This is a genomic window from Streptomyces sp. NPDC047880, from assembly GCF_040706515.1.
Lineage (GTDB): Bacteria > Actinomycetota > Actinomycetes > Streptomycetales > Streptomycetaceae > Streptomyces.
Map to the genome: position 1 here is coordinate 14,033 of NZ_JBEZOK010000028.1, position 18,062 is coordinate 32,094.

15 protein-coding genes are annotated in these 18,062 nt (G+C 74.5%); 3 read left to right on the forward strand and 12 right to left on the reverse strand.

What is annotated here, in order from left to right:
* Positions 1-36 precede the first annotated feature (36 nt).
* Entirely contained in the window at positions 37-3,066 is a 3,030-nt protein-coding gene (locus AB0937_RS31950; protein WP_366716630.1) for a BTAD domain-containing putative transcriptional regulator, read from the forward strand.
* 134 nt (positions 3,067-3,200) lie between these two features.
* Here AB0937_RS31950 and AB0937_RS31955 read toward each other — a convergent pair whose 3' ends face one another.
* The 4 genes from AB0937_RS31955 to AB0937_RS31970 all read right to left on the reverse strand — a co-directional run bounded on the left by AB0937_RS31955 (position 3,201) and on the right by AB0937_RS31970 (position 7,747).
* The gene (locus AB0937_RS31955) at positions 3,201-4,811 is read right to left on the reverse strand and encodes a glycosyl hydrolase (RefSeq protein ID WP_366716632.1); all 1,611 of its coding nucleotides are present in this window, start codon (positions 4,809-4,811) and stop codon (positions 3,201-3,203) included.
* A 225-nt stretch (positions 4,812-5,036) separates the two neighbouring features.
* On the reverse strand, positions 5,037-5,945 hold the full coding sequence (locus AB0937_RS31960) for a hypothetical protein (protein ID WP_366716634.1): 909 nt from the start codon (positions 5,943-5,945) through the stop codon (positions 5,037-5,039).
* Positions 5,946-6,125: 180 nt separating this feature from the next.
* Positions 6,126-6,611: a DUF4913 domain-containing protein gene (locus AB0937_RS31965; protein ID WP_366716636.1), complete on the reverse strand. Its 486-nt coding sequence runs from the start codon at positions 6,609-6,611 to the stop codon at positions 6,126-6,128.
* A gap of 95 nt (positions 6,612-6,706) precedes the next feature.
* Positions 6,707-7,747, reverse strand: coding sequence for an NlpC/P60 family protein (locus tag AB0937_RS31970; protein WP_366716638.1), 1,041 nt, complete (start codon positions 7,745-7,747; stop codon positions 6,707-6,709).
* A gap of 134 nt (positions 7,748-7,881) precedes the next feature.
* On the opposite strand from AB0937_RS31970, the gene AB0937_RS31975 reads away from it, so the two are divergent.
* Positions 7,882-8,274, forward strand: a complete 393-nt coding sequence (locus AB0937_RS31975) for a hypothetical protein (RefSeq protein ID WP_366716640.1) — start codon at positions 7,882-7,884, stop codon at positions 8,272-8,274.
* Complete coding sequence (locus AB0937_RS31980) at positions 8,271-9,551, forward strand: DUF418 domain-containing protein (RefSeq protein WP_366716641.1); 1,281 nt, start codon at positions 8,271-8,273, stop codon at positions 9,549-9,551. The genes AB0937_RS31975 and AB0937_RS31980 overlap by 4 nt, the downstream gene beginning before the upstream one ends.
* Here the strand turns inward: AB0937_RS31980 and AB0937_RS31985 are convergent.
* The 8 genes from AB0937_RS31985 to AB0937_RS32020 form a co-directional block, all read right to left on the reverse strand.
* A complete protein-coding gene (locus AB0937_RS31985) occupies positions 9,454-11,184 on the reverse strand; it encodes a TraM recognition domain-containing protein (RefSeq protein ID WP_366716779.1) in 1,731 nt (576 codons plus the stop codon). The genes AB0937_RS31980 and AB0937_RS31985 overlap by 98 nt on opposite strands.
* Before the next feature lie 74 nt (positions 11,185-11,258).
* The gene (locus tag AB0937_RS31990; protein WP_366716643.1) at positions 11,259-13,037 is read right to left on the reverse strand and encodes an ATP/GTP-binding protein; all 1,779 of its coding nucleotides are present in this window, start codon (positions 13,035-13,037) and stop codon (positions 11,259-11,261) included.
* Positions 13,034-14,527 carry an SCO6880 family protein gene (locus AB0937_RS31995; protein WP_366716645.1) on the reverse strand — a complete coding sequence of 498 codons (1,494 nt, stop codon included), beginning with the start codon at positions 14,525-14,527 and terminating at the stop codon, positions 13,034-13,036. The genes AB0937_RS31990 and AB0937_RS31995 overlap by 4 nt, the downstream gene beginning before the upstream one ends.
* Before the next feature lie 181 nt (positions 14,528-14,708).
* Positions 14,709-15,929, reverse strand: a complete 1,221-nt coding sequence (locus tag AB0937_RS32000; RefSeq protein ID WP_366716647.1) for a hypothetical protein — start codon at positions 15,927-15,929, stop codon at positions 14,709-14,711.
* Between the two features lies 1 nt (position 15,930).
* Positions 15,931-16,764, reverse strand: coding sequence for a hypothetical protein (locus AB0937_RS32005; RefSeq protein ID WP_366716649.1), 834 nt, complete (start codon positions 16,762-16,764; stop codon positions 15,931-15,933).
* Positions 16,761-17,045, reverse strand: coding sequence for a hypothetical protein (locus AB0937_RS32010; RefSeq protein ID WP_366716651.1), 285 nt, complete (start codon positions 17,043-17,045; stop codon positions 16,761-16,763). The genes AB0937_RS32005 and AB0937_RS32010 overlap by 4 nt, the downstream gene beginning before the upstream one ends.
* 87 nt (positions 17,046-17,132) lie before the next feature.
* The gene (locus AB0937_RS32015) at positions 17,133-17,423 is read right to left on the reverse strand and encodes a hypothetical protein (protein WP_366716653.1); all 291 of its coding nucleotides are present in this window, start codon (positions 17,421-17,423) and stop codon (positions 17,133-17,135) included.
* Positions 17,420-17,878 (reverse strand): hypothetical protein, encoded by a 459-nt coding sequence (locus AB0937_RS32020; RefSeq protein ID WP_366716655.1) that lies wholly within the window; start codon positions 17,876-17,878, stop codon positions 17,420-17,422. The genes AB0937_RS32015 and AB0937_RS32020 overlap by 4 nt, the downstream gene beginning before the upstream one ends.
* Between the last annotated feature and the right edge of the window lie 184 nt (positions 17,879-18,062).

Sequence of the window (18,062 nt, forward strand, 5' to 3'; positions counted from 1 at the left end):
GCGCGAGCCGGAGCGGATGCGCACTAGAGTCCGAACGTGGACTACGTGAATACCTTCCGTTTCGCTGTGCTGGGGCCGGTCCGGGCGTGGCGCGGGGAGCGGGAACTCGACCTCGGCTCGCCGCAGCAGAGGGTGGTGCTGGCGGCGCTCCTCTTACGACGCGGGCGCCCCCTGCCGCTCGGCGAACTCATCGATGCAGTCTGGGGAGAGGGGCCGCCCGCTGCCGCCGTGTCCGTACTGCGGACCTACGTGTCGCGCCTGCGCAAGGTGCTGGAGCCCGACCGCGGCCCGGACGGGCAGCCCCGGGTGCTCGTCTCCGTCGGTGACGGCTACCTGCTGCGCGTTCCGGACGACGGCCTGGACCTCGCCGTGTTCCAGTCCCGGGTCGCGCAGGCGAAGAAGGCGCGCGCCGCGGGCGACGTGTCCGGCGCCGCTGACCTGCTGCACGCCGCGCTCGACGGCTGGCGGGGCGCCGCGCTGACCGGACTCCCGGGCCCGTTCGCCGAGACGGCGCGCTCCTGGCTGGACGAGGAGTGGCTGGCCGCCCTGGAGGCCCGGCTGGACGCCGACATCGAGCTCGGACGCCATCACGAGGTGATCGCCGAGCTGCTCCCGCTCACCGCCGGGCACCCCCTGCGCGAAGAGCTGTGCCGCCTGCTCATGCTCGCCCTGTACCGGTCGGGACGGCAGGCCGAGGCACTGGCCGCGTACCGCGGGACACGCGCCGCCCTGGTGGCGGAACTGGGCGTCGAACCCGGGCTGTCGCTCCGGGACCTGCACGACCGCATCCTGTCCGCCGACCCGGCGCTGATGCCGCACCCGGCCCGGAGTCCGGCTCCGGCGGTGCCCGGGCAGGCCGGGCCGTCCGTGCGGGCGGCACCGTCCGGCGCCGCACCGGAGGACGGGACGGCGGCCGACGGCGCGACGGCGGGAGGGGCTGCGCCGGACGACGCGGCCCGGCCCGGCCCCGCCGAGCCGCACGGCCCGGCGTTCCAGCCGGCTCGCCCCGCGCAACTGCCGGCGGACCTGCCGACGTTCGCCGGGCGCGATCCCGAACTCGACCGGATCGGCAGCCTGCTGCCCCGGGACGGCAGCCCCCCGTCGACCGTGGTGATCAGCGCGATCGGCGGCATGGGCGGGATCGGCAAGTCGACCCTGGCCGTGCACTGGGCCCACCGCGTCGCCGACCGGTTCCCCGGCGGTCAGCTCTACGTCAATCTGCGCGGCTTCGACCCGACCGGCTCCGCGCTGACACCGGGCGAAGCGGTACGCGGCTTCCTCGACGCGCTCGGCGTACCGCCGATGCGGATACCCGCCGGCCTCGACGCCCAGGTCGCGCTGTACCGCAGCCTGCTGGCCCGCCGCAGGGTACTGATCCTGCTCGACAACGCCCGCGACACCGAACAGGTGCGCCCGCTGCTGCCCGGGTCCCCGGGCTGCCTGGTCATCGTCACCAGCCGCAACCGGCTCACGGGTCTGGTCGCCGGCGAGGGGGCGCACCCCCTGACGCTGGACCAGCTCTCCCCGGCCGAGGCGCACGACTTGCTGGCCCGGCGCCTCGGCGGCGACCGGCTGGCCGCGGAACCCCGGGCCGCGGACGAGATCGTCGCGCGCTGCGGCCGCCTGCCGCTGGCCCTCGCCATCGTCGCCGCGCACGCCTGCGCCCACCCCGGGTTCCCGCTCAGCGCCATCGCCGATGAGGTGAACGAAAGCCACGGCAGTCTGGACGCCTTCACCGGCGGCGACGACATCACCACCGACGTACGGGCCGTCTTCTCCTGGTCCTACAAGGCGCTGTCCGCTCCGGCCGCGCGTCTCTTCCGGCTCCTGGGCCTGCACGCCGGGCCCGACATCTCCGCTCCGGCGGCGGCGGCCCTCGCCGGACTCACCCCGCGTGAGGCGCGGGGGCACCTCGCCGAACTGACCCGTGCCCACCTGCTCACCGAGCACTTCCCGGGGCGCTACACCCTGCACGACCTGCTCCGTGTGTACGCCGCCGAACGCGTAGGAGTGGAGGAGACCCCGCAGGAGCGGGACCTGGCGCTCCATCGGTTGCTGACCTGGTATCTGCACACCGCTGACGCGGCCTACCCGCACATCACCCCCCATCGCCGTCGCATTCCGCTGGAGCCGCGGCCGGAGGACTGCCGCCCGCTGGAGTTCACCACGCACGAACGGGCACTGGACTGGTGCGAGACCGAACGGCCCAACCTGATCGTCGCCGTGCACCAGGCCGCCCGGGCCGGGCACACCGGTACCGCGTGGCGACTGCCCGCCGTCCTGTGGGGGTTCTTCTACCTCCGCAGCCATGTGCACGACTGGCTGGACACCGCACGGACGGGTCTGGCCGCCGCCCGCGGCGCCGGGGACCGGGAGGGGGAGGCCCAGGGCCTGTCCGACACGGCCGCCGCGCTGCGCAACGCCGGCCGGTTCGACGAGGCCGTCGAGCATCTGCACCAGGCGCTGGCACTGAGCCGGGAACTGGGGGACAGGGTGGCCCGGGCCTCGGTGATCGCCAATCTGGGCGACGCGTACCTGCACGCGGGCCGGCTCCGTGAAGCCGTCGAGTACGCCCGCCGTGGGCTGGCCCTCGACCGCATCGCGGGCAACGTCTGGGGCGAGGGCATCGCCCTGAGCAACCTGGGCGACGCCTACCAGCGGATGGGGCGTTACGACGAGGCCCTCGCCTGTCTGCAGCGGGCGCTGGTCGTCCTGCGGGCGGGCGGCAACCGCTGGGTCGAGGGCGTCACCCTCGACATCCTCGGCACGATCCACCACCGGCTCGGCCGCCACGGCGAGTCCGTCGGCCACTACCGCCGGGCGCTCGAGACCCACCGGGACATCGGCAACCGGTGGGGCGAGGGCCACACGCTGGGCCACCTCGGGGACGTCCACCTCGACGGCGGAGAGCCGGAGGCGGCCCGGGCGAGCTGGCGGCACGCCCTCGCGATCTTCGCGGAGTTCGGCCACCCGGACGCCGAGCAGGTCCGCGAGCGGCTCGACCGCCTGCCGGACGGCCCGGCGGACGCGCGCGTCCGGGAGGCCGCGCCGAGACGGACCGCCTGACATGGCTCTCCTTCGTGGGGGATGCCTGCCGGCGGTGCGCCGGCAGGCATCCGCACAACGCGTGCGGGGGTGGGGACGGTTCAACGCCGGCGGGCCGACCTCACCGGCGGGCCGCCTTCACCGCGGGCGGTGCCTCAGCGCACCTCTCGGTAGACCCGCCCGCTCGCGTCGGGCACCGCCCCGTCGTACAGACCCGTCGGGCTGGTCTCCTTCGACAGCGCGAACCAGGCGTACCGCTCGACGAAGTCCAGCGTGCCCAGCATCTCGGTGGAGGACCGGACGAAGTCGGTCTGCTCCTGCTCGCTCGGGTAGCGCGGAGCGTCCCGGGAGAAGTCGGTCAGGGCGTACTCCGTGAGCCAGACCGGCTTCTTGTAGCGGTCGTGGACGGCCTGCAGATAGCCGCGCAGTTGGCCGGTCGCGCCGGGCCCGAAGTCGGAGCCGTACCAGTGCAGGGGGATGAAGTCGACCCGAAGGCCCCGCTGTTCGGCCCCGGTCATGAACCGGTCCAGCCAGCCGCCCGGCACGTCCGCGCCGGAGGCGACCGCGGGCGCGCCCAGCCGCAGGCCGGTGGACTCCAGGCGGGGCCACAGGTCGAGGGCCTGCTCGGGTGACATGCCGGCCTGGCCCGGATGGTCCGGCTCGTTGAAGCCCAGGAGCGCCTTCCCCTCGCGGGCGGCCTGCCCCAGTTCGGCGTCGGTGACCGAGCCCGGACCCCAGATCATCGGGACGAACTCGGCGCCGGTGGTGCCGGTGACACCGCCCGGGGAGGAGGCCCAGTTGTAGTACCAGGACGAACCGGAGTCGGCCAGGGCATCGGAGGCGCCCGGGACGGAGTTCAGGCCGACGCCCTTGCGGGAGGCCGCCGGGGTGCCGCCGCCGCTGCCGGGCCGCTCGGTGACGGCGGGGCCGGGATCGGGTGCGCCGGTGCCGTCGCCGGTGCCGTGGAAGGTGACGGTCAAGCCCGTGCACTTCCGGCACTGGTACACGACCTGGTTGCCCTGTTCGGTGTCGTGCTTGGACCAGCCGTACGCCGTCGGGCACCGCGCGGAGAGCGCGTCACTGTAGGGCGTCCTCGCGTCCCGGTTCGGGTTGACGCACACCAGGGGCCGGCCGGTGTCCTCGTCCCGGACCAGGTTGGCCGCCGGACAGGAGGTGAGCAGATCCGTGGCACATCCGGCCGGCGCGCACTCACCCGACTTGGGCGGTGGCACGCCGTCCGGCGTGATGGTGACCGGCGCCGCGACGGCGTTCACGTAACTGACGTTGTACCAGGGTGCCGCGCCGTCCTTCGGGTCGAAGTTGAACTCGGCCAGGCCGGTGGGTTGTTCACCGGTCGAGCACCGGTCGGCGTAGGGGCCGCAGTCGCCGACGGCGCAGTGGAAGGTGCTTCCCTCTTCGCCGGTGCAGCCCTCGCGGGCGAAGAACTTGCCGCGCCAGTGCCCGGCGCCGGAGTGCTCGGGGATCGTGACAGTGGCCGATGCGCCCGGTTCCAGCGTGGGCAGCCCGGTGAGCGCGGCCGAACCGTCGGCGTTGACCGTGCTGCCGATCCAGATGCGGTGGTCCGTCGTGTTGCGGAAGGTGACGGTGTGCTCGGGGGAGCCGACGCCGGCGGCCGGTGTCCCCGCGATGCTCATGCCGTCCGAGCGCTGGCTCTGGATCAGCAGCGCGGTGCCGGTGACACCGGCCACGACCAGCAGCAGTGCGAGCAGGAACGCGGCGTGGTGGCGCAGGAGCGGCCTACGCATGGACCTCGCCTCCCGCCGGGTCGACGTACGTCATGTCCGTCCTCTCTTCGGGGGGGGTGGGGTGGGTCGGTGAACGGGCGACGGACGCTCCCCTGGACAGGAAGCGACAACGGGCGGGCCGGGGCGGTGGTTCAACCGGCCGGGCGGGACGGCACGGCGGCCGCCTCCCCGTGGAGGCGGCCGCCTGCGCGGGGCCGGCGCGCACCGGTACGGCTGTGCGGTTCGCTAGCGGCCGTGGCCGGCCGGCTTCTTGCCCTGGGCCTTGCTGGACAGCTGCGTCTGCGCCGGCTGCTGACTGCTGACGCGCCCGCTGGAGGTGCCGGCCGGACTGAAGTTCCCGGCCGGGGTGTTGTTGGCCGGGGTCGTGTTGGCCGGCGCCGTCAGGGACGAGCTGGAGGACGGCGGCGCCGGGGCGGGGGTGAACCCGGGCGGGTACTGCCCCGGCTGGTTGCCGAGCACCGGGTTGTGGTGCATCCCGTACATCTCGTAGCCGGGGTCGTCCGCGACCCGTCCCGGGTCGGTGTGGGCGTGGTGCATGATGTCGGTCATCGTGGCCCCTCCGGCCACCCACGAACCCGCTCCGCCGACCATCTTGGTGGTCGACGACTCCTGGTCGGCCACGGCGGCGTAGGTGTTCAGCGCCGTGGACGCCAGCCGGCCGAGGCTCGCACCGACCTGGACCGGGTCCACGTGGCCACCCGCCCGCGCCTGCTGGGCCTGGCCGTAGAGCTCGTAGCCGGCCACCCCGGCCTGTGCCGCGATACCGACGCCGTTCACGATCGTGGCGGCCCGGCCGGACGTGAACGACGAGGCGCCCTGGATGATCGTCGGCGTGACGTCGACCAGTGCCTTCACGATGCGGGACTTGTTCTCCGCGACCCACGCGGCGGCGCTCCTGCTCCACCGCGCGACCTGCTGACCCTTCGGCTGGGCCGTGTTGACCGCGTAGAACTGCCGGGCGGTCTGGTCGTACACGCCGGTGCCCGCGTTGGCGAACAGCGCAGGCGCGTCGTCCGGGACCGCAGCGCTGGAGACCCGGGCCCGCGCCCGCCTTCCGTCGTCGGAGATCCTGACGGACGAGTAGGAACTGGCGTTGGAATTGGCGCTGTCGTCCGAGTGTTGGGATCCTGCCATGTCACCCTTCCTTCCGGGAGGTGAGCGCCCCCTGGGGAGCCTGTGACGGTGCCGGGTCCGGCACCGCCGACCGGATGGCTGTACCGATCGGGAACCACAACGCGGCCGCGGGGGTGGACGGTTCATCCCCTGCGCCCCGCACCCGCCCCGCCGGGCCCGGGCGTCCGCCCGGCGGCTCGCTCACGACCACGGGGACGGCGGCTCAGGAGGCGGGGGCGGTCCGAAGGGGTCCGTCGTCTCGACGGTGGGTGCCGCCTTCGGGCGGTGCGTGCCGGGCTTGCAGCCCGCGAACGGGCCCTGCGGGTCCCGCAGGGTGCCCATGACCGACGACAGGTGGTCGCGGTGCCAGACGGCCGGCCCGGTCATGTCGGAGCCGGGCCCGGTGAGATCGCCCCAGGCGAGCCACAGACCGTGCAACTGGGCGACCGCCTCGGGGTGTTCCCACCAGACGGAGCACCAAGGGGACTGGGAGGTGACCTCCCTGCCGTAGATGGGCAGCAGCACGTGGTGCGTCCACAGGGTCAGCTGGCGCAGCGTCTGCGCGTACGCGGGTCCGTCGAGGTAGAGGATGAAGCGTGGCGGGGTGGGCGGCTCCCCGCCGGGCGCGGGGGAGGACGTGTCGGCCTGGCCCCCGGAGACCGAGGGGGATGCCTGAGCGGTGGACATGGCAATCTCCTGCTGATGCGTGGGGTGGAGTGGCGTGGTGGCTGGGGACCGGGGCTCAAGGGACGTCATGTGTCCGGTGAGCCGGGTGCGGGAGGTCAGGCGTCGGGCCGCACCACCCCGAGGATCTCCATCGACCCGGCCGGCGCCACGGTCACGTGCCGCCCCGGGCGGGGAGCGTGGATCATCCGGCCGTCGCCGATGTAGAGGGCGACGTGGCTCGCGTCGGCGTTGTAGATGATCAGGTCACCGGGACGCATCCTCGTCACCGGGACGCGGGGCAGCAGGCGCCACTGCTCCTGCGAGGTGCGCGGTATCGGCACGCCCGCCTTCAGCCACGCCTGCGAGGTGAGGCCGGAGCAGTCGTAGGCGCCGGGCCCCTCGGCGCCCCAGACGTACGGTTTGCCGAGTTCGCGCCGGGCGAAGGCGACGGCCTCGCGGCCTGCGCTGCTGCCCTCGGTGCCGGGCCCGGTGCCGTCGAGGACACCCGTGCGCACCCACTCCGCCTGCGCCTCACCGGCGGCCCTCCGCTCCAGCGCGGCCAGCTCCCGGCGCTGCTCGTCCGCCAGCCGCGACTCCACCTTCCGTGCCTCGCCGATGCGCGACTGGATCGTCCTGCGGTGGGAGCCGAGGGAGCCGCGGTTCCTCCGCAGCTGCCTCAGCTCCTCGGCCGCCGCCTCACCGCGGGTGCGAAGTTGCTTCTCCGTCGTGCTCAGGGCGCTGGCCGTCCGCCGGGTGGCCAGCTGCGCCTGACGGGCCAGGGACGCGTTCTCCAGCGCGCGTTCCGGATCGCGGGCCAGGGCGAACTGCACCTCGGCCGGGACACCGCCCCCGCGGTACTGGGAGCGGGCGGCCGCCCCGGCCAGTCCGGTCAGACGGCTCAGTCTCCGCTCGGCCGCGGCCACTTGGGCCCGGAGCGTGCCGAGGCGCTTCTCCTGCCGGGTGATCCTGCCGTCCAGCGCGTTGTACCTCTCCGTGGCGACCTCGGCCCGGTGGTAGAGGCGGTCGAGTTCGGCGCGCACCTCGGGGAGGGTCTGCGGTTCGGCGCCGGCGGGCGGGTGGAGCGTCGCCGTCAGGGCCAGGGCCAGCGTGACGACGGCCGCCGTCCGGCGGCCGTGCGCGCCCGGGTTCTGTGTCATGCGGTTCGTGGCTCCTTCGTGGTCACGTGGGCACCCGCACAACGGACCCGTCCCCCGCAGAGGTTCAAGGGCGGGGTGAACCGGGAGGCCCCCGTGGGCCGTTGTGCCCGCAGGGCGCCGGTGAAGGGGTTGATGTGAACGAACAGGTGGTGCTGCTCGCGCTGTGCACGGGGCTCGGCTTCGGCTTCCTGCTGGCCGCGGTCCGGGCGCTGGCGACGGCCGCCTCCCTGTGGGCGCGCGGCCGGCGGGTGACGGGACGGGTGACGGCACGCGCGGCGCCGGACCGCCGGCGCGGCGGGCTCGTGGTGTTCTCCGACCACCTGGGCAGGGATTTCGTCCTCGATCCCGGGCCGCTCGGGCCGTTCCGCGGACTGCCGCCGGTCGGCGGCAGCGTGCTGGTCGTCCATGCGCGCGAGTGCCCCGCCCGGGCCGGACTGTGGACGACCCGGTATCTGCTCGCGCCGTCGTTCGGGTGGTTCCTGTCCGCCACCGCGGCGTTCGGCACCGCGGTCGTGACGGCGGGGTGAGCCCGCCCCGCGCCCGACGGATCGGCGAACTCGATGTGCTGCGCGGGTTCGCCCTGTTCGGCATCCTGGTGGTCAACGCCCTGCTGATGGCGGGCCCGTACACGGTCTTCGGCGGCCGTCCCGGGGCGCCGGGGTCGGACCGCATCGCCGCGTGGGCGGTGACCGCCCTGGTCACGGCCAAGTTCTACGTCCTGTTCTCCTTCCTCTTCGGCTACAGCTTCGCTCTCCAGGCTCGCTCCGCGCGCCGGGCCTGTGCCGCTTTCGCCCCGCGCCATCTGCGGCGCGCGGCGGGCCTGTTCGTCCTGGGCGCGGCCCACGCGGTCCTGCTGTACCCCGGGGACATCCTGACGACGTACGCCGTCCTCGCGCTGGTGCTGTACGGGCTGAGCGGGCTCGGTGTCCGGGCACTGCTGCGGGTGGCGGCCGCCCTGCTGCTGCTCCTGGCGGCGCTGCTGCTCGGGTACGGGCTGCTGACCGTCGCCCTCACCGAACCGGTCAGCTCCACCTCGTACACGCCCCGTGACATCGCGCGGGCCGCCGCCTACCGGGATGACGCCGCCTCGGTGCCGGGCAGGCATCTGCGTGAACTGCCGGCCGCGCTCGGCACCGATCTGCTGTACGCGCCCGCCATGCTGGCCGCGTTCCTGGGCGGGCTGGCCGCGGCGAAGTCCCGGCTGGCCGAGCGACGAGGACAGGACCGCGCGTGGCTGCGCCGGACCGCCCTGCGCCTGCTGCCGCCCGGTCTCGGCGGTGGTGCGGTCGCCGCCTGCTGCGCGAACGGGCCGCTGGACGGCCGCTGGTTCCTCGTCGGGCAGGCGGCCACCGTCCTGACCGCCCCGGCGCTCACCACGTCGTACGCCTGCGGTCTGCTCTTGCTGCTCACGGGCCGGGCCGGGACCCGTCTGCAGGCGGCGGCCGGTGTGCTCGCCGCCGCCGGGCGCATGGCGCTCACCCACTACCTCACCCAGTCACTCGTCCTCGCCTGGGTCTTCTCCGGGTACGGGCTGGGGCTGTACGACCGGGCCGGCACGGTCGCCGTCCTGGCCGGCTGCGTCCTGCTGTACGCCGCCCAGCTCACGCTCGGCGCACGGCTGTCGGCGCGGACGCGGTACGGGCCGGTGGAGTGGGTGCTGCGCGCCGTGACGCTCGGCCGGCGCCCCGCAGGCACGTGGCGGACGGTCACGAAGCCCGCTTGGACAGCGGCACCCCCCGCGTCCCGGGCGGACCCGCGACGGAGTGCGGACCCGGGGGAAGACGGCGTGCGGCCCGCTCCGTGATGGCCGCCGTCTCCGCCTTCGCCGCCGCCGAGATGTCCGCCGCGCCGGGCTCCTTGTACCAAGGGCGCAGCCGGATCAGGGCGGGCTTGACGCCCGTGGCCAGCAGCAGGGCCGTGCCCTTGGGCAGGGCACGGATGCGGTCCGGCGGCAGCACGGCCTCCTGACGGTAGGAGTACGACCGGGACGTGCCCTCCTTGCCGCGTGAGACGGTGGGGGTGCGGACGTCGTGCTGGCCGACGAGCGTGGAGATCTTCTGCACGAAGTCGGCGTCGTCCAGACCCGCGCCGAGGAGTTTGACCGTCGCCGCGCTCCACAGCGCGTCCATGCCGACCTCGCCCCAGACCCGGGCGCCCTGGCGGTAACTCTGCAGCAGCGTGACGACGTTGATGCCCCGGGAGCCGAAGTGCGAGTACAGGTCGGGCAGATCGGAGATACGGCAGACGTTGGCGGCCTCGTCGAGGACCGCGGTCAGCGGCGGATCCAGCCGGCCGCCCATGCGCTCGGCGGCGACGACACCGGCCCGCATCGTCGCGTCGGCGAGCCCGGCGATGACGCCGGCCGCGGAACCGCCGCCGTCCTTGGAGAGCAGGTAGAGCGTGTCCCGGCCCAGGACATGCCGGTCGGGGCGGAACTCCGGGAGCCGCGGGTCGGGCGTGACCCAGGCGAGGATCTCCGGGTCGAGCAGGCAGGACACCGTCTGGCGGGCGGTCTCGTAGATGCCGTCCCGGGTCTCGACCGCACCGCGGACGGTGCCCTGCAACTGCTCGGCCATCGCCACGAGCCCGGCGTCGCGCAGCAGGTCGACCGGCGTGCGGTCGGCGGGGTCGGCGAGCCAGCCGAGCAGTTCGGGCAGGGGGGTCCCGCTGCGGGCCGCCGCCAGGAAGAGAGCCGTGAGGGTGTTCTGGGCGGCCGAGATCCAGAAGTCCTTCTTCGCCGTGTCGTCGTTGACGGACGCCACGAAGTGACCGGCCATGCGGCGGGAACCCTCGATGGTGTGGCACTCGCCGAGCAGGTCCCACCACAGGGCGCGCGGCGTGTGGGCGATGCCCTGCGGGTCGAACGTCCAGACCCTGCCCGCCTTCTCGCGTTCGGCGCGGGTGACGGCGTACACGTCCGACTTGTTGGACGTGAGCAGGACCGCGCCCTGCGCACGCAGCACCCGGGGGACCGCGATGCCGGTGGACTTGCCGGCCCGCGGCGCCATCAGGTCGAGCTCCACGTCCTCGTGACTGCTGCGCAACTCCGGCCCCGTAGGCATGAGGTCGCCCAGGAGGTTGCCGGTCTCGTCCGGGTGGAGCCGGTCGCGGCCCTCCAGAGTGGGGCGCAGTTCGCGGGCGCGGGCCTCGATGCCCTTGGGGCACATCGCGGCGAGTTCGCGCCGCCCGGCCAGGCCCCTGGTGCGGCCGGCCCTGCCCAGCAGGAAACGCAGCAGCAGGGCGACCGGCAGGGCGACGAGCGCGAGCAGACCGAGCATGCCGCCGTAGAGTGCCGCGGCCGGTGTCCCGGGCCACAGGCCGCCGGGCCCGCCGGTGGCCAGCCGCGCCACGGTGGACAGGGCGAACGGCGGGCCGTGCCAGCCGTTGCCGGTCAGCCCCGACCCGAGGGTCCCGCCGGACCAGACGACGGCGAACATGACCAGACCGGTCCCGGCCAGCGCCACGATCGCCCACGGCAGTTGCTCGTGCGCGCTGCCGGTGCCCGGAGCCCTCACGCGGTCCACCTCCCCGTGCCGCCCCCGGGTGCCGGGCCCTCGGGCGTGCCGGGCGGCGCGTACGCCCCCTCCCGGGCGGCCCGGGCCACCTGCGCGGCGGTGTGGGCGAGTTCCTGCTCGACGGCCCGCTCGACGGTCCTCTCGTTCGGCGTCCACCGGGTGTTGGTGTCGTGCAGCCTGCGTTCGGCGTCGGTGATGGCGACCTTGATCGGAATGCCCGGTCGCCCGCCGACCTTGATGAGGAAGCGACCCCGGCCGGGCGGCTCCTCGTGCTCCCCCGAGACCCCCCAGCCGGGCGGGGAGGACCACGACGACACCAGCTCGATCTCGCGCCGGGACAGCCCCACCACCTTGCCGAGGTCCTCCATCTCCGCCTTCGGCAGCCCGGCGCACACCACCATCCCGGCCCGCTCCACGAACCCCCGGGCCTTGGCCCGGTCGGCGTCGGTGCCGAGGGCCTCGGCGTCCTTCAGCGTGTGAGTGATCTTGGCGTCCCCCAGGCCGAGGGAGCGGTTCAACCGCGTCAGCGCGTCGATGCGGTCGACGATGCCGGAGGCGGCACGCAGCGGGCGCCACAACTCGTCGAGCACCGTGAAGAACCAGCGCCGCGGCTCGAGACCGGCGTCGGCGAGCGCGTGCGAGGCGGCCACCGTGCCCAGCCCGTCGGACCAGGCGGCGAGCATCGCGGCGGCGGTCAGCTGGGTGTCGGCCTCCCCGATGCCGGAGATGTCGATGCACACCGCCGGTGCGGCCGGGTCGATGCGCGTGGAGGTCTCGGAGGCGAACGTGTCGCCCAGCGGACCGTCGAGGATGCCCAGCAGGGAGCGGTGCAGCGGGTCGACGGCGTCCCGGTAGCGGGCGTCGTCCCCCCGGTCGAGGGTGACGGCGCGCACCCGGTCGGGGCCCTCGGTGAGCACCCTGAGCACGTCCGGCAGCAGCACCGTACGGCCCGGCGGGGTACGTTCGCGCAAGTGGTGCAGGACGGCGGAGAGCACGGACTGCTCGTGGTCGTCCATCGGCCGGCCGCGCACGATGGTGATCAGCGCGGCCACCATGTTCAGCACCCGGCCGTGCGTCTCGGCCTTCAGCACCTCGCCCGCCTCGCCGCCGATCCGGGCCGCCGCCGCGCCCATGGCGCCCGGGTCGAGGACGTTGATGCCGCCCCGGCCGCGGCCGATGGAGATCACCTGGCCGCCCAGGGCGCGGACCGTGTCGGCGTAGTCGGGCTTGAGGTCACCGAGGACCAGTGGGACGACGCCGGTCGCGGAGAGACCGATCAGCATGCGGTTGACGAGCGTGGACTTGCCCAGGCCCGGCATGCCGAGCATGAACAGCGAGGGGTTGGAGATGTAGCGGGCCCGGGTGAACCAGTTCAACGGGTCGCCGCAGACCGTGGCCCCGGTGAACAGATGCTGTCCCAGCGGTACGCCCGTCATGGGTGAGCCGGAACCGGCGGCGAACGGCCACATGCCGCACGCCTGCACGGTGGTGGCCCGCCACATGGTCGGCGGGTCCAGATAGCCGACCCGCCCGCCGCCGGGCCCGTACCAGCCACGCGGCGGCACGAAGAGCTCGCGCGCCCGGGAACCCCCGCTCGCACGCCGTTTTCTCCTGCCCGTGCGGCCCCCGCTCCGCCCGCTGCCGTCCTCGCCCCGCCCGGGCTCGGCCGGCCGGTCGGCACCCGCTCCGGCGCGCAGCGCGCCCAGTTCCTCGCGCGCCCGCAACTCGGCCAGCTTGTCGGCCTGTTCGGCCCGCTTCTCCTCGCGGCGGCTCACAGCGCCTCCTGCAGTTCGTGGGGGATCAGGGTCTGCTCCCACGGGAGGATCCCGGCGGGCAGCGTGCAGCTGAACGCCGCCGCCTGCATCCGGTCCGCGGGCCGCATCAGCACCCGGGAGGCGGCCGTCAGGTTGCGCACGGTGACGCTCGCGTCGGCGAGCTGCTCCATGGTGTCGACGGTGACCGTCAGCATGAGCGAGAACTCCACGAGCCCCGCGCCCGACGCCTCCTCGGCCGCGGTCTGCTCCGCCGCCCGCATCTCCGAGGCCGCGCGGGCCTGCACCATGCCCCGGCCCGACGTCGCCATGAACTGGGCGCTGCGCCGGTCCGCCTCGACGATCCGGGCCGAGGTGGCCGGGTCGATCGGCCGGTACACGAGAGCGACCCGCTTGCGCCGGGTGCCGGGCGCCGCCTCCAGCATGCCGCGGAGCACCGAGGACCGGACCGTGCCACGCGGCGCCAGCGTCATCAGCCAGGTCCGGGAGACCCCCGAGTCGTGCTGATAACTGCCCACGGTCTCGACGGCGGCCGCGGGCCCGGCGTCCTCCCACTCCAGGCCCGTGCCGCCGTGCCGGGCCCGGGCATCGAGGACGTCGGCGGCGACCGCCGGGTCGTAGGCCACCCGTACGACCTCCGCGATCCGTTCCGCCGACAGCGGGGAGGCCGCTCCGCCGCCGGCCGCCACCAGACCGCTGAGCAGGCCGGGGATGCGGATGGCGAGGTCGGTGATCACGTCCTCCTTCTTCCGCCGCTGGTTGGCGGGCACGCCGTAGGTGAGGCTGACGTACGTGTGCATCTCGGAGGACGCGGTGGGATACCGCTCGACGACCTCCTCCATCACGGCCCGGGCCGCCGCCGGCGCGTTCGCCCGGATACGCGGCAGTACCTCGTGGGCGAGGCGGGTGCCGGGGTCGGGGGCGGTCTCCACGATCACCGACGCACCGCGCAGGCCGGGTTCGTGGGACAGCCGGGCCAGCCACTCGCCCCACAGCGCGACCCAGACGTCCACCTGGTCGGGGTCGACGAGCGCACCGCCGTCGGGGTCGCAGCCGAGCACGATCGTGTAGAGGTCGCGGCTCGGGTGGTGCAGCACGCCGAAGGGGCGGTCGTAAGCGTCCCGGCCCTCGGTCGCGGTCACCTTGTTGAGCAGCCCCGGCGGACGGAACCGGCCGCCGGGCCGGGCGGAGAGCGGCCCGGAGACGTACAGGTGCGCCCCCTTGGCCTTGCGCCGCCGCCAGCCGACGCGCAGGGCCATCAGCTGGTAGACGTTGCGGCCGTCCTGGGTGCGGATGGTGAGCGGGACCAGGAGCACCGCGATGGGGGTGAACACCACCATCGCCGCGTACAGCGAGATCAGTGAGGCGAGCAGCGTGAGGACGAGCCCGCCGAAGACACCGAAGGTGCCGACGAGACCGAGCGGGCCGAGCCCGGGACGCCGGGGGCGGCGCCAGTTCCCGTAGGTCGGGTGGGTGACGGCTTCCGTGGACATGGGGTCCGTATCCCTTCGTGGGGTGCACCGGAGTGGTGGGTGACGGGCCGGGGCACGGGCGGAACGGCTGAGGCGGGAGGGGACCGCCGGGCTCCGCGGGGGGACCGGGAGCCCGGCGGCCGTTCGGGGTGCGACGGGGGAACGGTCCGGCACGGCCGTCGGGCCGTCCGGGCCGCAGGGGTCAGGTGTTGTGCCCCTTGTCCGGGTCGGCGCCCTCCAGCGAGCCGGAGGCGGTACGGCCGGCGATCTGCGCCGCCGTCACCGCCGCCCCGACGGCGACACCGACCGGACCGCCCGCCGCCGCGGCGGCCCGGCTCGCGCCCGCTGCCGCCCTGCCTCCGCCGGCACCGCCGCCGGCCCCGGCGGCCGAGGCGCCCGGGCGCGCCGCGCCGCCGGGACCGGGCGCGCCCGGCGCACCGGAGGCTCCGGAGGAGCCCCGCGAACCGCCCGTGCCGCCCGAACCGGACGACCCCGACGCGCCGCGCGGACCACTCTGCCCGCCGCTGCCGCCGCCGAGCGAACGCGCTCCGGACGCCAGGGACCCGCCGACCGTGGACATGGCCCCGGACATCGCGGACGCCCCGCCGAGTGCGGCGGTGGCGGGCACGACGAGCTTCAGCAGGGCGGGCAGGGCGACGGCGGACAGCAGCATCACGCCGATACCGGCGATGCGTTCGTTGATGTCGCTGCCGCCGTCCCGACCCGAGCTGATCATGGCCGAACCCGCGTACAGCACCAGCCCGGCCGCCGGTTTGTACAACAACCAGGCGATCATCCAGCCGAGGTGCTTGCGCCACCAGCCGCCGCCCCAGTCCGTCATCGAGGCGGCGGCGGCCAGCGGAAGCGTGCCCAGCAGCAGGATCATGACGCCGAGGCGGATGTAGAGCAGGATCGTGTGGATGATCCCGGCGATCAGCAGCAGGAAGGCGAGGACCAGCAGCAGGAAGGACTCGATGCCGTTGCCGTCGGAGCAGGCGCCCACGGCGCTCAGCTGCTTCTCCGCACCCGCGTTGAACAGATAGGTGGAGTAGTCGTCCGAGAGGGCTGCGGCGGCCGTGACCACGGTGGTGGCGGCACCGGAGACCAGGACGACCCGCACGATGCCCTTCAGCGCGGTCGTGCCGGCCGCCCCGCGCCGCTCGATCGCCATCCGGGCGGACGCGAACAGCAGGGAGCCGACCGCCAGGTACACCACGATCCATTGGGTCTGGCTGTTGATGTCCTGGGCGGTGGTGGTCCCCGAGAGGGTCGGGATGCCGGTGGTCAGCGCCCCGAACACCGCGATGGCGCCCGCGAGTACGGCATTGGCCACGCCTTCGACGATGGTTCCGATGGGATCACCGAGGAAGCTGAAGAATCCGACCGCGATGTCGACGATGGGATTACCGGTCGGGCACGCCACGTCAAACCCTCCACAGGAGATGGCCGTTGGTCCCCTGAACCGCCTTCACCGGGGTGTGCAGGGCGCCGTTGCCGGACGGCTGGACCTTCCAGTCCCCGCCGCTCCAGCGCAGGGCGACGGAGGTCGTGGCGTAGCCCTGACCGGTCTTGAGCAGCAGCTCCACCGTCGCCGCCGCGCCGGAGTACGCGGGCACCGCGAATCCGGCGTAGGAGGCGGCGGACGAGCCGCCGGACCCGGCGCCCGGGCGGGAGCCGGCCTCCCGCGTGCTGCCCGGGGCGTCGTCCCGGACGGTGGACCGCTTGAAGACGAACAGGTCCCGTCCCGGTCCGGCCACCACCTGCTCCTGCGCGATCGTCCGCCAGTCGGGTCCGCTCATCTGCGAGGGAATGATGTGGGCGGCCAGTACGGCCCCGGTCGGCGTGTGCGCGAAGCACCACCACACGGGACCCTGGGTCAGGGTCGGGCCGGCCGACCCCGAGACGGGCACGCGTGTGACGCCGAGGGCGCGCCAGTCGACGTCGTCCGGCGGGGACGTGGGCATGACGTCGCCGTGGCCGTCGCCGGTGCGGCACCCGCCGGGGCGGCCGTCCTTCATGGCCGGGGAGCCGGACAGCGGCCCCTTCGGCGGCGGGGTGCTCGCGCCGTCGTCCGCGGTGCCCCCGCCCGCCGTCAGGGCGACGATCCCGCTCAGCAGGACGACGACGCCGAGGAAGGCCGCCGACACCTGCCAGCCGCGCTGCTTCCAGTACGGCTCCGACGGATCGGACCGGTACCGGCGTGGCTTTCGGTACTCCCTGCGCGTGAACATCTCGATCGTCCCGTCGTCCGTGCTCATTTGAAGACGAAGCCGACCAGCGGACCAGCCGTGGCGACCAGGACGCAGCCGCCGAGCACCATGCCGAGACGGCTCATGTGCTCGGAGCTCTCACCGCGCTTGAGCGAGATGGCCATCATCGTGCCGGTGATCAGGACCCCGGCCACGCCGGCGGCGGTGCCCGCCCAGGCGGCTATCCCGAGCACGGTGTTGACCTTGCTGGTGAGTGCGCCGGGGGCGTTGCTCTTCGGCTGGGGCACACCGGCGGCGAGCAGGTTGGTGGTTTCGAGGAGCAGGGACATGGGATCTCCGGGTGGTCGGCGCCGCGCGTGGGCGGCGGGCGCGGGGGGAGCGGGTGCGGTGGGTGGTGCGGAAGAGGTGCCCGGCCCTCAGCGGAGGGACAGATCACCGAAGAACGCGACGATCGGACCGGCCGTCGTGGCGAGCAGGCAGGCCAGGGTGACGAAGAAGAAGCCACGGAAGTACGTGCCGCCCTCGCCCGGTTCGCCGCGCCGCAGCTGGATCGCCATCTGCATGCCGACGATGAGCAGGCCGGCGACCCCCGCGGCCGAGGCGCACCAGGCGAGGACACCGAGGATGGCGCCCGCGTCGGGAGTCGGGGTGTAGGCGGCGAGCCGCCCGCCGAAGGGCAGGGCGAGGCTCGCGAGGGAGGAGGTCATGCTTGGGTTCCTTCACCGTCGGCGCCCACCAGGTCGGCGAGCACGCTGAGTTGCCGGGGCAGGCGCGCGGGCTGACCGCCCATCCGCCAGGCCGGGATCCACGGCACGCGCTGCACGCGGGCGACCGAGCGGACGACCCGGATGCGGCGCAGCAGGCCGAGCGGGAGCCGTCCGGGGGCGTCGGCGACGAGGACGACACCGAGCAGGTCGATCCCCTGCGGGGCCTTGCCGTCCCGCAGCGCGCCCAACGCCCGTGACACCGCGCGCAGTCCGCGCGCGCTCGTCCGGCCGACCAGCATGATCCGGCGCGGCTCGCCCCGCGCGGGCTCCGGCCAGCGCGCGCCCACGTCGACCCCGCCGAGCGCTTCGGCGAGTGAGGTGGCGCCGGCCCCGCCGTGGGCCTTGACCCACCCGATCTCCTCCCGCGACCTCCCGCGCCCCGGGGCACGCCGCACCGGCTCGCCCCAGGGGGCCTCGCCGCCACCGGGGGCCGCGGGGGAGGTCCGCGGGGCGGGGACGGCGGAGCCCCCGAGGGCGGCCCGCCTCGGCCCCCTGACGGGTCCCGGTGAGGGGCCGGGGCCTGACGCGGGACCCGGGCGGGGCGCCCGCGCGGCGTTCGGAGCCGTCGTGGCGGCACGC

What these genes read in the sequence shown, in the direction of transcription:
- AB0937_RS31955 (WP_366716632.1), bottom strand. Translation starts at nt 4,811, where the DNA reads ATGCGTAGGCCGCTCCTGCGCCACCACGCCGCGTTCCTGCTCGCACTG.
- AB0937_RS31960 (WP_366716634.1), bottom strand. Translation starts at nt 5,945, where the DNA reads ATGGCAGGATCCCAACACTCGGACGACAGCGCCAATTCCAACGCCAGT.
- AB0937_RS31965 (WP_366716636.1), bottom strand. Translation starts at nt 6,611, where the DNA reads ATGTCCACCGCTCAGGCATCCCCCTCGGTCTCCGGGGGCCAGGCCGAC.
- AB0937_RS31970 (WP_366716638.1), bottom strand. Translation starts at nt 7,747, where the DNA reads ATGACACAGAACCCGGGCGCGCACGGCCGCCGGACGGCGGCCGTCGTC.
- AB0937_RS31985 (WP_366716779.1), bottom strand. Translation starts at nt 11,184, where the DNA reads ATGTTCGCCGTCGTCTGGTCCGGCGGGACCCTCGGGTCGGGGCTGACC.
- AB0937_RS31995 (WP_366716645.1), bottom strand. Translation starts at nt 14,527, where the DNA reads ATGTCCACGGAAGCCGTCACCCACCCGACCTACGGGAACTGGCGCCGC.
- AB0937_RS32005 (WP_366716649.1), bottom strand. Translation starts at nt 16,764, where the DNA reads ATGAGCACGGACGACGGGACGATCGAGATGTTCACGCGCAGGGAGTAC.
- AB0937_RS32010 (WP_366716651.1), bottom strand. Translation starts at nt 17,045, where the DNA reads ATGTCCCTGCTCCTCGAAACCACCAACCTGCTCGCCGCCGGTGTGCCC.
- AB0937_RS32015 (WP_366716653.1), bottom strand. Translation starts at nt 17,423, where the DNA reads ATGACCTCCTCCCTCGCGAGCCTCGCCCTGCCCTTCGGCGGGCGGCTC.